The following is a 14,916-nucleotide window of genomic DNA, read 5'->3' as shown; positions in this document are numbered from 1 at the left end:
AACGGTACTGGCCATGTCATCAACTACTGCAACATCAGGCCTGTCCCGGGCCCGCCGGGGGCTCGCCCCCGGCGGCTCGGGGGCATCCCCGGGAAAACGGAAGAGCAAGCTCAGCGCCCAGACCACCCGGACCTTCTTCTGGCTCCTGCTTCCTTCCGTGATCCTGCTGGTCCTGATTCACGGCTACCCGCTGATTCACGCCGCAGTCCAGGCAACCCACGACGGCGACCTCCTCCAGACGGGCAACTTCGTAGGCGGCGAGAACTTCGCCAACGTCCTGTCCTCCCCCGCGTTCTGGAAAGCTGCACAGTTCACACTGTGGTTCACGATTGTTGGCGTCTTCGGCTCCTGGCTGGTTGGCTTGGGCCTGGCCCTGCTGTTGAGGACCAAGATCCCTGCAGGAAACACCTTCAAGGTCCTGCTGCTCCTGCCGTGGGTGGTGCCGATCGTGGTCTCCTCCACCGCGTGGAACTGGTTGGTTGCCACCCCGGACAGCCTCATCCCCTCGATCTTCCGTGGACTCGGCCTGGGAACCCCGCTGTTCCTGGCAGATCCGACACTCGCCTCCATCACCGTCATGGTCTTCAAGGTCTGGGTCAGCTTCCCCTTCATGATGATGATGATCTCCGCGGCCCTGGCCTCGGTGGACACCACCGTCTACGAAGCCGCCAGCATGGACGGCGCCACCCCCTGGCAGCAGTTCACCCAGATCACCCTGCCGCTGATCGCCCGTTCCACTTACATCTCGTGGATCCTGATGACGATCTTCTGCGTCAATGACTTCCCCACCATTTACCTGCTCACTGGCGGCGGTCCCGTCAGTGCCACCACCTCCTTGGTGGTACTGGCCTACCGCACGGTCTTCCAGGACTTCGCCACCGGCCCCGGCGTGGCCATCGCCTTCCTCATGACCATGACCTTGGTAGTCATCTCCGTCATCCTGTACCGCCAGATCCGAAAGTCGAGCGTCGAATAATGAGCGCAGTACTTCACGCCCACCCCGAATCCGGCCCAGCCCTCGGCATCACCGACACGGGCAAGACCCGCCGCGTCCTCTCCGAAGCCGGCATGCGCGGACGCTGGTGGCGGTTCGTCCTGATCCTGGCCATCACCGTGATCGTCCTGGTCCCCATCATGGTCACCGTGGTCCTGGCCTTCACGCCCGGCGTCAACAGCACCGCCACCGGGCTCACCTTCGAGAATCTCGCCAACGTCTTCAACGGAACCCTCGCCGCCACCTGGTTGCAGAACAGCCTGGTCACCACACTCTCCACAGTGGTGGTCTCCGTGGCCGTGGCCGCACCCGCCGGTTACGTCCTCTCCCGCGGCCGCAGCAAAGCCGTCTCCGGATACTCCCTGCTGCTCTTCGTCATGCAGTCCCTGCCGATCATCACCTCGGTGGTCCCACTGTTCATCCTGTTTGCGGGCATGGGCCTGGTGGACAACCTGCTGGGAATCACCATCATCTACGTCGGCTCCACCATGACCGTGGCCACCTGGATGATGGCCGCCTACTTCGACTCCATCCCCATCAGCCTCGAAGAAGCTTCCTGGATTGATGGCTGCTCCGTGTTTGGATCGTTCACGAAGGTGGTCCTGCGGAACTCACTGCCAGGAATCCTCTCCACCGCGATCTTCGCCTTCCTGCTGGCCTGGAACGACTACCTCGTAGCCATCGTGTTCCTCCGCTCCAATGAGATTTTCACGCTCCCCATGGGCGTCCAATCCTTCTTCCAGCAAAACGCCACAGACTGGACATCCGTGATGGCCCTCGCCGTCGTCATGATGCTCCCGCCCATCATCGTCTTCGCCGCACTGAACAAGTACTTCAGCGTCGGCGGAATCGGTGGCTCCCTTGCCGGGCGCTAACTAGACTGGCGCCAAGTCCCTGAATTCCCGGAAAACCCACTCCCGAAAAGGAACCCAATGTCTTACTCACTCCAGCTGTACACCCTCCGCAACGCCATCCAGGAGGACCTGCCTGGAACCATCAAGAAGGTAGCCGAGATCGGCTACACGCAGGTTGAACCGTACAACTTCGTGGCCACCGCCAAGGAACTCGGCAAGGCTTTGAAGGAAAACGGCCTGACCGCTCCTTCCGGCCACGCCCCGCTCCTGTCACAGGACCAGGACGCGATTTTCGCTGCCGCCAAGGAACTGGGCATCACCACCGTGATCGACCCCTTCCTCCCGGCCGAGCACTGGCAGGACGCCGAAACCATCCAGGGCACGGCAGCCAAGCTCAACGCCGCAGCGAAGAAGGGTGCTGAGTATGGCATCCGTGTGGGTTACCACAACCACGCCTGGGAGCTGGAGTCCACCATCGAGGGCACGACCGCGCTGGAGTACTTCGAAGGACTGCTGGATCCGGAGCTCGTACTCGAGGTAGACACGTACTGGGTTGCCGTCGGTGGCCAGGATCCCGTGGAACTCCTGGCCCGCCTGGGTGACCGCGTGAAGCTCATCCACATCAAGGACGGCCCGGGCAACACCGATACCAAGGCTCAGCAGCCCGCGGGCCAGGGCACCATCCCTGTGCTGGACGTCATCGCTGCTGCCAAGTCCCTGGAAGTAGGTGTGGTGGAGTTTGACGACTACTCCGGCGACATCTTCCAAGGCATCACGGAAAGCCTGAACTACCTGACCGCCGCAGCCAGCGCAGAGGCAGCCGAAGGAGTGCAAGCATGAGCTTCGCACCATCCACCCGCAAAGGCCCTGTGGGCGTCGCAGTCATCGGCGCGGGCAACATCAGCAAGCAGTACCTGGACAACCTCACAGTCTTCCCTGACGTCAAGGTCCTGGTGATCGCCGACCTCTTCGTCGATGCCGCCGAGGCACGCGCCAAGGAATACGGCATCCCGGAGTTCGGTGCCCCTGAGCTGGCACTGAACCATCCCGACGTCGAAATCATCGTCAACCTGACCATCCCGGCCGCGCACGTCGAGGTGGCCACGGCTGCAGTCAACGCAGGCAAGCACGTCTGGACCGAGAAGCCCTTCTCGTTGGATCGCGAGTCCGGACTTGGGTTGCTCAAGGCCGCTGACGCCGCCGGCATCCGCCTTGGCACCGCCCCGGACACGTTCCTGGGCGCTGGCCTGCAGACAGCCCGCCGCATCATCGAGCGCGGCGACATCGGTACTCCGCTGACCGGCATGACCACGTTCCAGACCCCCGGCCCGGAATCCTGGCACCCGAACCCGGCTTTCCTGTTCCAGCACGGTGCCGGTCCGCTGTTCGACATGGGCCCGTACTACCTCACGGCACTGATCCAGACCTTTGGGTCGATCCGCAAGGTGGCCGCCGTCGGCTCCTCGGCCAAGGCGACCCGCATTATTGGTTCCGGTCCCAAAGCCGGCGAGGAATTCGCCGTCGAGGTCCCCACGCACGTGTCCGCGATGGCGCAGTTCGAGGGCGGCCAGTCCTCGCACAGCGTGTTCTCGTTTGAGTCGCCGCGCCTGCGGATGGGATTCGTGGAGATCACCGGCTCGGAGGCTACGCTGTCCCTGCCGGATCCGAACTATTTCGACGGCGACCTGAAGCTGTGGCGTCCCGGCGCGGAAGAACCCGAGATCATCCCTGCCACCGGGCCGGCCAACGGCCGCGGCCTGGGTGTGCTGGACATGGCCCGCGCCTTGCGTTCCGGCACTGCACATCGGGCCACGGGCGACCTTGCCTACCACGTGCTGGACAGCATGGTCTCGATCGCAGAGTCCGTGGAATCGGGCTCGTTCGTGGATGTCACCAGCAACGCCCCTGCTTCGGCTGCCGTCCCTGAGGACTGGGCGCCCGAAACAGCAAGTCTCTAAGAATCAGCGAGGAACAAGAACATGACCACCCCCGCCCACCCATCGGACCACCCTTCCCAGGCGCATCAACCACTCGGCGTGGCCGCCATCGGCTACGCCTTCATGGGTAAGGCCCACTCGAATGCGTGGCGGAACGTGGCCAGTTTCTTCGACGTCCCGGCCTTCGAGCAGAAAGTGCTCGTGGGCCGGGACGCCACCCAGGTGGCCGAGGCAGCAGCCAAGTACGGCTGGGCAGAGTCCGCCACCGACTGGCGTTCCGTGATTGAACGCGACGACATCCACATCATCGATATCTGCGCCCCGGGCTGGATGCACGCCGAAATCGCCATCGCCGCTCTCGAGGCCGGCAAGCACGTGCTGGTAGAGAAGCCGCTGGCCAACACCCTGGGCGAGGCCGAATTGATGGTGGCCGCAGCCGCCTCCGCTCGGGCCAACGGGGTCCAGTCGATGATCGGCTTCAACTACCGCCGCGTCCCTGCCCTCGCCCTCGCCAAGGAACTCATCGCCGAAGGACGGCTCGGGACCGTCCGGCACGTCCGCGCAGCCTATCTGCAGGACTGGCTCTCCGACGCCGAAGCCCCCATGACCTGGCGGCTCCGAAAGGAAACCGCCGGTTCCGGCGCGCTGGGCGACATCGCCTCGCACGCCATCGACCAGGTCCTGTTCCTCTTGGGCGATGCCGTCACCGAAGTCTCGGGCCGCCTGCACACCTTCGTGGACCGCCGCCCCGGCACTAGTGGTTCCGCAAGCGGGCTCGAAGATGTCACGGTCGACGACGCCGCCTGGGCCACGCTGACCCTCGCCTCCGGAGCAATCGCCTCAGTTGAGGTTTCCCGTGTGGCGACGGGCCAGAAGAACTCCCTCAAACTCGAAATCTACGGCGACAAGGGCACCATCCTCTTCGACCTCGAAGCGCTGAACGAACTCGGCTTCATGGACGCTACCGTGCCGGTCCGCGAGCAGGGGTTCCGGCGGATCCTGGTCAATGAACCCGAGCACCCCTACATGGAAGCGTGGTGGCCGCAGGGCCACATCATCGGATGGGAACACACCTTCACGCACCAGATCCGGGACTTCCTGACTGCCATTGCGGCCGGTGAGGCGCCGTCGCCGTCGTTCGAGGAAGGCCTCACCGTCCAGCACATCCTCGCAGCCGTGGAAGAATCCGCGGCCGCCAAAAGCTCACTGATCCAACTTCACACCACCACTGAAGGAGCCTGACATGCCCCGCCCGTTCACCCTGTTCACCGGCCAGTGGGCCGACCTCCCCTTCGAGGAAGTCGCGCGCCTTGCCTCGGGCTGGGGCTACGACGGCCTGGAAATCGCCGTCTCCGGAGACCACCTGGACGCCTGGCGCTGGGACGAACCCGGCTACGTCGAGTCCAAACTCGCCATCCTGGAGAAGTACAACCTGAAGGTCTGGGCCATCTCCAACCACCTCAAGGGCCAGGCCGTCTGCGATGACCCCATCGACTTCCGCCACGAAGCCATCGTCGGCTCCAAGGTCTGGGGCGACGGGGAACCCGAAGGAGTCCGCCAACGCGCCGCCGAGGAAATGAAACACACCGCCCGCCTCGCCCGCGCGCTCGGTGTGGACACCGTGGTCGGGTTCACCGGTTCCTCCATCTGGCAATACGTCGCGATGTTCCCGCCCGTCCCCGAGCAGGTCATCGAGGCCGGCTACCAGGACTTCGCCGACCGCTGGAACCCCATCCTGGACGTCTTCGACGAATGCGGGGTCCGTTTCGCCCACGAAGTCCACCCGAGCGAGATCGCCTACGACTACTGGACCACCGTCCGGACCCTCGAAGCGATCGGCCACCGGGAAGCGTTCGGCCTTAACTGGGACCCGTCCCACTTCATGTGGCAGGGCATCGACCCGGTCTCCTTCATCTGGGACTTCAAGGACCGGATCTACCACGTGGACTGCAAGGACACCAAGCTGCGCCCCACCGGCCGGAACACCGTCATGGGCTCGCATCTGCCGTGGGGTGACCCCCGCCGCGGCTGGGACTTCGTCTCCGCCGGGCGCGGTGACGTGCCCTGGGAATCGTCCTTCCGTGCCCTGACCGCCATCGGCTACAACGGACCCATCTCCGTTGAATGGGAAGACGCCGGCATGGACCGCCTCCACGGCGCCCCCGAAGCCCTCGCGGCGCTGAAGAAGTTCGACTTCCCCGCCTCGCAGACCTCCTTCGACGCCGCCTTCAGCAGCAAAGACTAGGAAAAGACCGACGTGATCCGCACCCTCCAACCCGCCCAAAGCTGCGAGGTGTGGATCGCGTCGGTTAACGGCCACGCCGAGCTGCTCTACTCCACCGATGACGTGCTTCTCGAAGCACCCAACTGGACCCTGGCTTCGAAGGGATCGGGCGACGGCGCCGCACTCGTCCTCAACGGAGCCGGGAAGTTGTGGACGCTGGACCTGGCCGGTGGGGAACCTAAGGAAGTCCCCCTCGCCGGCGTCCCCGACCTTAACAACGACCATGTCCTGGCACCGGACGGGACCGGCATCTTCCTGTCCGCTAACGACGGCCACATCTACCGTGCCCGGTTGGAGGGTGGACCGGCCACCAGGATCACGGACGACGACGGTTCCTTCCACTTCCTCCACGGCGTCAGCCCGGATGGCAAGGAACTCGCCTATGTTGCCATCAAGGCGGGCGACTTTACCCAGCCGGGCAAGCTCAGGACCATAGCGTCCGACGGCGGTGCTGCCGCCCGCGTTGTTGATGTCGGGTCCGGTCACTGCGACGGGCCGGAGTACTCCCCCGATGGGAAGTGGCTTTACCTGAACACCGAGTCCTTCACGGAGGCTCCCGGCCACGCCCAGCTGGCCCGGGTACAGGTGGATGGCAGCGGCTTCGAGCGGCTCCTCGAGTCCGATACCGTCGACTGGTTCCCGCACCTTTCCCCCGATGGCCGCTACGCCACTTACATCCAGTTCCCCAGCGGTACTGTGGGCCACCCCGCTGACCTTCCGGTCGTCGTCGTACTTGTTTCGACCGAGGACTGGACCACTCCCCTCCATACATGGCCACTCTTCGGCGGCCAAGGTACCCTCAACGTCAACAGCTGGTCGCCGGATTCGACGCACTTTGCGTATGTGGCGTACCCGCTCACTAACTCGATTCCAGATTCCGCAAAGGACTAAGCACGTGACCCTCAGCAATGGCACCTCGGACGGAACGATCCGCTGGGGCATCCTCGGCACCGGCTTCATTGCCGGGCTCCAAACACAGGACCTGAAGGAGAACGGCTTTGCCGTGCAGGCTGTGGGGTCCCGCTCACTGGACTCCAGCAAGGCTTTCGCTGACCAGCACGGAGTGGCCACCGCGCACGGCAGCTATGAAGATTTGGTGGCGGATCCGCTGGTTGACGTGGTGTACATCGCCACGCCGCACCCCTTCCACCATGCCAATGCGTTGTTGGCACTGAATGCCGGTAAGCACGTGTTGGTGGAGAAGTCGTTCACCATGAACGCCCGCGAAGCGCAGGACATCGTTGACCTGGCCGAATCCAAAGGCCTCGTGGCCCTGGAAGCGATGTGGACCCGGTTCCTCCCGCACATGATCCGCATTCGCGACATCATTGCTGCCGGCACCATCGGGGAGGTCCGCAAGGTGGTGGCCAGCCATAACCAGAGCCTTCCCCAGGACCCTGCCCACCGGCTCAACGATCCCGCGCTCGGCGGCGGAGCGCTGCTGGACCTGGGCATCTACCCGATCTCCTTCGCGTTCGACATCCTGGGCACCCCGGCCGCAATCCGGGCCAGCGCCTCCATGTCCGCGACCGGCGTCGACCGGCAGACCGCTGCGATCTTCGAGTACGCCAACGGCGCCCAGGCGCTTGTTGATTGTGAGCTCGACGCTGCCAGCGCCAACCGTGCCATGGTGATCGGGACCAACGGCTGGATCGACATCGAGCACACCTGGTACAACCCGGTTCCTTTCACGGTTCATGCCGTTGATGGCAGCGTTGTTGAACGGTATGACCAGCCGGTCGGCAGCCGTGGAATGCAGTTCCAAGCTGCTGAACTGGAACGCCTGATCCGCGCAGGAGAGACCGCTGGAACCATCCTTCCCCCGGCCGAGAGCGTGGCCATCATGGCTGCCATGGACGAGATCCGGAGGCAGATCGGGTTGAGCTACGAAGCTGACGCTGCAGTGGAAGGGAAATGAACAATGACTGATTCACCGCGGCTCGCCGAGCTCCGCCAGCAGGAAGAAGAGCTCGTCTTCGCAAGCTTTGACAACCACGACGCCTGGCGGCTCGGTTCGCTGATCGCCAACCACGCCATCGCCTCGGAGTTCGGGGTTGCGATCGACATCCGCCGGCACAACCTCGTGCTCTTCCGTTGCGTCCTGCCCGGTGCAACCTCGGACCAGGAAGAGTGGATCCGCCGGAAGTCAGCGTCGGTGCTGCGGTTCGAGCACAGCACGGCATTGTTGTCCGAGGAATTCTCCGCCCGAGGACACAGTCCTATTGGTGGCGGCTGGCTCGCGCACGAGGACTACACCTTGGCTGGTGGCTCCTTCCCCATCCGCGTCCGTGGAGCAGGTGTCATCGGAGCAATCACGGCGTCCGGGCTGGCATCGGATGAGGACCACCAGCTGGTGGTTGACGGGATTCGGAGCTATCTGAAGACGGTGGGGGTTTAGAGCACTACCGCGGCTGGCCGTGCTCGGGGAGTGTCAGGCGATGGTAGGCCGACGCAAGTTTCACCTCTTTCACCAGTTTCACCTACTTTCACCTGCGAGGTTCCGTGCAGAATCCTTTCAAGCCAACAGCCGGGGCCACTCCTCCGGATCTTGTGGGAAGAGCCGGACTTCGCCATTCCTGGCTTGCGAGACTACTTCCAGCGGTAAAAGTTCGAGTGTCTACGCACGGTGCCTTTTACCGCCCCTTCAACACGTAGCGTCTTTCAGGGCGTCCGACGCCGTACTTGAGTCTGACCTCCAGCGCCCCCTCGTCGTGGAGGTACTCCAGGTAGCGGCGGGCACTCACCCTGGAGGTCCCGAGCTGCTCGGCCAGCTCCGCTGCGGAAAGGTCACCCTGCGCTGACTTCAGCGCCGATTCAACCAATTCGAGCGTCTCAACGCTGCAGCCCTTGGGCAGTGTCCGCTCGGAAACGCCCAGCCCGAAGACGCGGTTCACATCGGACTGCTCGGCCTCTACCTTGGACGCGTCGAGGCCTTGGTAGGCGCTGAGGTAGTGTTCCAGCCGTTCCTGAAGGTCCGACTGGGAGAACGGCTTGATCAGGTAGTGGACGATCCCACCGCGCAGGGCTTTCCGTACTGTTTCCACTTCACGGGCTGCGCTGATCACCAGGACATCAAGGTCAGGGGCAACATCCCGGAGCTGGTGCATGAGGTCCAACCCGTTGATGTCCGGGAGATGGATGTCCAACAGCACCAGGTCTGGTTGCAGTCGCTCGGTTTCCACCAAGGCCTGGGCCCCTGTGTGCGCCACGCCAACCACCCCGAAACCTGGCGTCCGTTGGATGAACCCTGCATGGACCTTGGCCACCATGAAGTCGTCGTCAACAATCAGTACCTTGATCACGGCCGCTTTGCCCCTTTGCCTGAGTCTGAATCCCGCTTGCTGAACCGCGCGGTGAACACAGCCCCGTTGTCGTTGGACACCGAAAGGTCGCCTCCGGACCGCCGGCAGATCACCCGGGACAACGCCAATCCAAATCCCCGCGCATCGCCCGGCCCGGGGTCCTTCGTGGAGAAACCCTGCCGGAAAATGTCCTCTGCGGAGCCGGAAGGCACACCGGGACCGTTGTCCCGGACGGTGACTGTGACCTCGTCCTGTGAAACAACAACGAGCACGCGCACCGATGCCCCGGCGCGGCCGGTAACGGCGTCGAACGCGTTATCCACCAGGTTGCCCACTACGGTGGTGAGGTCTCTGGAAAGTTCTTCGCCCACCCGTGGAAGCCCCGACTGCGGATCAAGCTGCAACTCCACACCCCGCTCAGTGGCAAGGCTGGCCTTGGCTATCAGCAGGGCGGCGAGCGCCGGGTCCTCGATGCGGCTGGTGACGTCGTCGTTGAGCCGCGTGCGGTCCACGGTGGCACCGTTGACGAACTGGACCACGGAATCGTATTCGCCGATCTGGATGAGACCGGAAATGACGTGGAGCTGGTTGGCGAACTCGTGGGCTTGTGCCCGCAGGGTGTCGGTGACGGTGCGGGTGGCTCCGAGTTCGCTCTCCAAGGACGACAACTCGGTCCGGTCCCTCAGCGTTGTCACCGAGCCAATGTCGCGTCCGTGGGATCGAAGGGCAACGCGGTTCATGACCACCAGCCGTTCCCCCACGAGCACCAGCTGGTCAGGGTCGGACTGCTCACGGGTGAGGACGGTTTTCAGGGCCGGGTCCACGTGGAGGGATCGCAGCTTCTTCCCCACGCAATCCGCCGGTAGTCCAAGGAGTTGGCGGGCGCTCTGGTTGGCCACGGTGATGCGCTCGTGGGGATCCAGCGCCACCACGCCTTCCTTCAGCCCCTGCAGCATTGCTTCGCGGTTCTCCACGAGCCCGGTGATTTCCCGGGGTTCCATGCCGAGGGTCTGCCGTTTGACGCGGCGGGATAGCAAGAGGGACCCCGCGACGCCCAGGATGCTGGCCACGCCCAGGTACGTGAGCAGATTGGGAACGGCATCGCCCAGGCGCTCGATGGTGGACGGATAATTGCGGCTGATGGAGGCGATGCCGATCATTGTTCCGGAGTCGTCCAGGACAGGGACGTGGGCAGAGAGCACGGCGCCTCCGCTGCCTGGCAAAACCCCGGTCCACGCCCTGCCTTCCATGACGCGGCTCTCACCGAGTGGCAGCGGTTGACCAACCAGGCTGGGATCTGACGACGCCACTACCGTGCCGTCAAGCTTCGCGAGGGCTACGTGGGCAGATCCCGAAACGGTGCGAACAGATTCGGCTACGGCAGGGAGTGCTGAACCAACGCGAGGCTCGGCGGCAGGCAGCAGGGCACGCACTGTGGGGTTGTTGCCCAGTGCCTCAGCTGCGGATAACGCCCGGCGCCCCTCTGTCCGCTCAAAGGCGGCGGCCGACTGTGCCAGTGAAATCGCGACCACGGCCACAAGGACGGCCAGGACAATGAGCAACTGCAGCACAAGGTACTGCCCTGCCAAGGACATGCCTCTTCTTTGAGCCAGTCGAGTCAGTCGTGTCACTGCTGGGTTCCTTTGGTGGTGCCAGTGAGCGGGGGGCGGACAACAGCTTCCCCCGTGGCGTATCGGAACTATACCCCAGCGTCACGGAAGACCAGCTCAGACGGCTAAAACCCGTGAACGCAATGAACTTAAAGATCACTGCGAACACAAGAGTGATGGTCGTCACGTACGCACCTAGCATCAAAGGAACGGGGCACAACGCTGATCGCCCTGCACCGTATTTTCAATGATGAGAAGAGGAACACCATGCGCCAGATCCGCGCATTGCGAGTCGCCGCCGTCGCCGCCGGCATCGCCCTGATGGCCACCGGCTGCGGTGCCACAGGTAAGTCCACCGGTTCTGACAGCACCGGCGCAGCAGGACCCATCACCGGACTCCAGATCATGGTTCCGAACACTCCCGGTGGCGGCTACGACACCACGGCACGGGCAGCCGCCAAGGTACTGGACGACGAGAAGATCTCCACCAACACCGAGGTGTTCAACCTTGCAGGCGCCGGCGGCACGGTCGGCCTCGCCCGCATCGTTAATGAAAAGGGCAACGGCGACCTCACCATGCTCATGGGCTTGGGCGTTGTGGGTGCCAGCTACACCAACAAGTCGGAGTCGAAGCTGACCGAGACCACTCCGTTGGCAAAGCTCATCGAGGAGCCCGGCGCCATCATGGTCAGCAAGGACTCCCCGTACAAGACCATTGATGATCTGGTGAAGGCTTGGAAGGCCAACCCGGGCTCCATCGCGGTGGGTGGCGGTTCCTCGCCAGGCGGCCCGGACCACCTCCTGCCGATGCAGTTGGCCGGTGCTGTAGGCATTGACGCCACCAAGGTCAACTTTGTCTCCTACGACGGCGGTGGCGATCTCCTCCCCGCCATCCTCGGCAACAAGCTCGGCTTCGCTGCTTCCGGCGCCGGCGAGTACCTGCAGCAGATCAAGTCCGGCGAGATCCGGGTCCTGGCAACCAGCGGCGAGAACCGTTTGGACGGCGTGGACGCACCTACGCTGAAGGAATCCAACATTGACCTGGTCTTCACCAACTGGCGCGGTATTGTGGCCCCTCCGGGCATCAGCGAGGACGACAAGAAGTCCTTGATCGCGGCCCTTGAGAAGATGCACGCCTCCGCTGGCTGGAAGGAAGCACTCAAGACCCACAGCTGGTCTGATGCTTTCGTTACCGGCGACGAGTTCAAGACGTTCCTGACCGATCAGGACAAGCGGGTGGCGGATGTCCTCACCAAGCTCGGGTTGGCGTGAGCTCCATAGCCACAGGCCTTAAAGGCCGCGCCGAGCTGGGGGTAGCCCTCCTGCTCGGCGCGGTGGGCGTCCTGGTCTTCCTGGACGCGAACGGCCTGGTGACCCCGTACTCCCAGTCCGACCCGGTGGGCCCGAAGACTGTTCCGTTCATTGTTTCCGGCCTGCTGATCGTCTGCGCCATCCTGTTGGCCATCAACGTCCTGCGGGGCGGAAAAGGTGAAGCCGAAGGCGGCGAAGACGTTGACCTGGCCCACCCTGCGGACTGGAAGACCGTCCTCCCCTTGGCCGGTGCGTTCATTCTCAACATCCTGCTCATCGACTGGGCAGGCTGGGTCATCTCCGGCACCGTCCTGTTCTGGGGCAGCGTCCTGGCACTGGGCAGCCGCCGCTACATTCGGGACTTCCTCATTTCCGTCGCCCTGGCCTTGTTGACCTTCTACGGCTTCTACCTCGGCCTGGGCATCGCCCTGCCTGCCGGGCTCCTGGAAGGAATCCTCTAATGGATGTCTGGTCCTCCTTGATGGACGGTTTCGCCACCGCCCTGACCCCCATGAACCTCCTGTTCGCCGTGATCGGCGTCCTGTTGGGCACCGCCGTCGGCGTTCTTCCCGGGCTGGGTCCGGCCATGACCGTGGCACTGCTGCTTCCGGTGACCGCTGCCTTGGAGCCCACCAGCGCCTTCATCATGTTCGCCGGCATCTACTACGGCGGCATGTTCGGCGGTTCCACCACCTCCATCCTGCTGAACACCCCGGGTGAATCGTCGTCAGTGGTGACGGCCATCGAAGGCAACAAGATGGCCAAGGCGGGCAGGGCTGCACAAGCACTTGCTACCGCGGCCATCGGTTCCTTCATCGCCGGTACCATCGGCACCGCGCTGCTGGCAGTGTTCGCGCCCATTGTGGTGCAATTCGCCGTCAGCCTGGGTGCTCCCAGCTACTTCGCCATCATGGTCCTCGCCCTGCTTGCGGTGACCGCTGTCCTGGGCTCGTCCAGGCTCCGCGGCTTCGCCTCACTGGCCTTGGGCCTGGCGATCGGACTGGTGGGCATCGATTCGGTGACCGGCCAACGCCGCCTGACCTTTGGCCAGCCACTGCTGGTGGACGGTCTGGACATTGTGGTGGTTGCTGTCGCGATCTTCGCAGTCGGTGAAGCCCTCTGGGTTGCCGCCCACCTGCGCCGGACTCCCTTGCACATCATTCCCGTAGGCCGTCCATGGATGGGCAAGAAGGACTGGTCCCGTTCCTGGAAGCCCTGGTTGCGTGGCACAGCTTTCGGTTTCCCGTTCGGTGCACTGCCCGCCGGTGGTGCGGAGATCCCCACGTTCCTCTCCTACGTCACGGAGAAACGGCTCAGCAAGCACCCGGAGGAGTTCGGCAAGGGCGCCATCGAAGGCGTCGCCGGACCCGAGGCGGCCAACAACGCGGCCGCCGCCGGAACACTGACTCCGATGCTCGCCCTCGGCCTGCCCACCAACGCAACAGCCGCCGTCATGCTCGCGGCCTTCACGTCCTACGGCATCCAGCCAGGCCCACAATTGTTCTCGAGCCAGGGCCCTTTGGTCTGGGCGTTGATCGCCAGCCTCTTCATCGGCAACTTCCTGCTGCTGCTCATCAACCTGCCCCTGGCACCGGTTTGGGCCAAGCTGTTGCAGCTCCCCCGTCCGTACCTCTACGCAGGCATCCTGTTCTTCGCCACGCTGGGCGCCTACTCGGTCAACCTGCAGGCCTTCGACTTGGTAATCCTCCTAATACTCGGCGCCCTGGGATTCATGATGCGGCGCTTCGGACTTCCGGTCCTGCCGCTGATCCTTGGTGTCATTCTGGGCCCGCGCATCGAAGGCCAGCTTCGCAAGACGTTGCAGTTGAGTGCCGGCGACCCCGCAGGCCTCTTCAGCGAACCCATCGCGATCGTGGTCTACATCATCGTGGCGATCATCCTGGCCTGGCCGTTCATCTTCAAGCTCATCCGCCGCAACCGTCCAGTGCCAGCCACATCGATCCCGGGTAATTCCGGGGCGACTGTCCCGAGGGAAGCCGGCGGCGTGAGCCATGGCAGCCATCGCGCGGACGGAACGGTGGACGGTGACGGCGACGGCTAGCCTGGCGCCTGGCAAGGCCAGCCGCCTCCCTAACAACAAGTACAACCGGCACAATCAGGAGAAACCATGACCATCGTGGTGGGATACGTCCCCACACCAGAAGGCGAAGCGGCGTTGACGCAGGCCATCGCCGAGGCCAAAAAGAGCAACGACACCCTGTTGGTCATCAACTCGTCCAAGGGCGACGCCTTGGTGGACAACCGGTACGCCCAGGAACCGGACATCCAGAGCATCGAGGAGCGCCTTGCCGAGCAGGGCATCCAGCACATCATCAAGCAGCCGATCCGCGGCCATGATGCAGCTGCCGAAGTCCTGGACGCCGCCGACGAAAACGACGCAGCCCTGATCGTTATCGGCCTTCGGCGCCGCAGCCCGGTGGGCAAGCTCATCATGGGCAGCGTCTCCCAGCGGATCCTGTTGGAGGCGGACTGCCCCGTGTTGGCGGTCAAAGCGGACTGACTTCAGGAATCACGACGGCGGGGGGGGCCCCTGGTGTACCGCCCCCCGCGGGCGCGGGCAGGCGGGGGAGCCGCCCCCCAAAGCCCGGGGGTGCGGCGGCACG

General features: G+C 64.0%; 15 protein-coding genes. 13 read left to right on the top strand and 2 right to left on the bottom strand.

Going from position 1 to position 14,916, the window contains the following annotated elements:
- The first annotated feature begins 13 nt into the window (after window positions 1-13).
- The 9 genes from N7568_RS19130 to N7568_RS19090 are packed head-to-tail and all read left to right on the top strand — an operon-like array spanning window position 14 to window position 8,467.
- Window positions 14-976, top strand: a complete 963-nt coding sequence (locus N7568_RS19130) for a carbohydrate ABC transporter permease (protein ID WP_261611365.1) — start codon at window positions 14-16, stop codon at window positions 974-976.
- Window positions 976-1,869 carry a carbohydrate ABC transporter permease gene (locus N7568_RS19125; RefSeq protein ID WP_261611364.1) on the top strand — a complete coding sequence of 298 codons (894 nt, stop codon included), beginning with the start codon at window positions 976-978 and terminating at the stop codon, window positions 1,867-1,869. The genes N7568_RS19130 and N7568_RS19125 overlap by 1 nt, the downstream gene beginning before the upstream one ends.
- A 57-nt stretch (window positions 1,870-1,926) precedes the next feature.
- Complete coding sequence (locus tag N7568_RS19120; RefSeq protein ID WP_261611363.1) at window positions 1,927-2,688, top strand: sugar phosphate isomerase/epimerase family protein; 762 nt, start codon at window positions 1,927-1,929, stop codon at window positions 2,686-2,688.
- Complete coding sequence (locus tag N7568_RS19115; protein WP_261611362.1) at window positions 2,685-3,806, top strand: Gfo/Idh/MocA family protein; 1,122 nt, start codon at window positions 2,685-2,687, stop codon at window positions 3,804-3,806. Before N7568_RS19120 ends, N7568_RS19115 begins: the two co-directional genes overlap by 4 nt.
- Before the next feature lie 21 nt (window positions 3,807-3,827).
- Window positions 3,828-5,027: a Gfo/Idh/MocA family protein gene (locus N7568_RS19110; protein WP_261611361.1), complete on the top strand. Its 1,200-nt coding sequence runs from the start codon at window positions 3,828-3,830 to the stop codon at window positions 5,025-5,027.
- A 1-nt stretch (window position 5,028) separates the two neighbouring features.
- Window positions 5,029-6,030 carry a sugar phosphate isomerase/epimerase family protein gene (locus tag N7568_RS19105; RefSeq protein ID WP_261611360.1) on the top strand — a complete coding sequence of 334 codons (1,002 nt, stop codon included), beginning with the start codon at window positions 5,029-5,031 and terminating at the stop codon, window positions 6,028-6,030.
- A gap of 12 nt (window positions 6,031-6,042) precedes the next feature.
- Entirely contained in the window at window positions 6,043-6,960 is a 918-nt protein-coding gene (locus N7568_RS19100; protein WP_261611359.1) for a TolB family protein, read from the top strand.
- A 4-nt stretch (window positions 6,961-6,964) separates the two neighbouring features.
- Complete coding sequence (locus N7568_RS19095; protein ID WP_261611358.1) at window positions 6,965-7,987, top strand: Gfo/Idh/MocA family protein; 1,023 nt, start codon at window positions 6,965-6,967, stop codon at window positions 7,985-7,987.
- Between the two features lie 3 nt (window positions 7,988-7,990).
- Window positions 7,991-8,467, top strand: a complete 477-nt coding sequence (locus N7568_RS19090) for a heme-degrading domain-containing protein (RefSeq protein ID WP_261611357.1) — start codon at window positions 7,991-7,993, stop codon at window positions 8,465-8,467.
- 235 nt (window positions 8,468-8,702) lie between these two features.
- On the opposite strand, the gene N7568_RS19085 is transcribed toward N7568_RS19090, so the two are convergent.
- Together N7568_RS19085 and N7568_RS19080 are read right to left on the bottom strand one after the other, a co-directional pair.
- Window positions 8,703-9,371 carry a response regulator gene (locus N7568_RS19085; protein ID WP_261611356.1) on the bottom strand — a complete coding sequence of 223 codons (669 nt, stop codon included), beginning with the start codon at window positions 9,369-9,371 and terminating at the stop codon, window positions 8,703-8,705.
- On the bottom strand, window positions 9,368-10,966 hold the full coding sequence (locus N7568_RS19080; RefSeq protein WP_261611525.1) for a sensor histidine kinase: 1,599 nt from the start codon (window positions 10,964-10,966) through the stop codon (window positions 9,368-9,370). Before N7568_RS19080 ends, N7568_RS19085 begins: the two co-directional genes overlap by 4 nt.
- A gap of 282 nt (window positions 10,967-11,248) precedes the next feature.
- Between N7568_RS19080 and N7568_RS19075 the strand changes: the two genes are divergently transcribed.
- The 4 genes from N7568_RS19075 to N7568_RS19060 all read left to right on the top strand — a co-directional run bounded on the left by N7568_RS19075 (window position 11,249) and on the right by N7568_RS19060 (window position 14,813).
- A complete protein-coding gene (locus tag N7568_RS19075) occupies window positions 11,249-12,253 on the top strand; it encodes a Bug family tripartite tricarboxylate transporter substrate binding protein (RefSeq protein WP_261611355.1) in 1,005 nt (334 codons plus the stop codon).
- A complete protein-coding gene (locus N7568_RS19070; protein WP_261611354.1) occupies window positions 12,250-12,753 on the top strand; it encodes a tripartite tricarboxylate transporter TctB family protein in 504 nt (167 codons plus the stop codon). Before N7568_RS19075 ends, N7568_RS19070 begins: the two co-directional genes overlap by 4 nt.
- The gene (locus N7568_RS19065) at window positions 12,753-14,354 is read left to right on the top strand and encodes a tripartite tricarboxylate transporter permease (protein WP_261611353.1); all 1,602 of its coding nucleotides are present in this window, start codon (window positions 12,753-12,755) and stop codon (window positions 14,352-14,354) included. Before N7568_RS19070 ends, N7568_RS19065 begins: the two co-directional genes overlap by 1 nt.
- 66 nt (window positions 14,355-14,420) lie before the next feature.
- On the top strand, window positions 14,421-14,813 hold the full coding sequence (locus N7568_RS19060) for a universal stress protein (RefSeq protein WP_207596209.1): 393 nt from the start codon (window positions 14,421-14,423) through the stop codon (window positions 14,811-14,813).
- Window positions 14,814-14,916 lie beyond the last annotated feature (103 nt).

Origin of the sequence: Paenarthrobacter aurescens, assembly GCF_025421775.1 — a bacterium.
Lineage (GTDB): Bacteria > Actinomycetota > Actinomycetes > Actinomycetales > Micrococcaceae > Arthrobacter > Arthrobacter aurescens_B.
The sequence above is the reverse complement of the archived record's forward strand: the minus strand, read 5'-3'. Positions and strand labels throughout refer to the sequence as shown.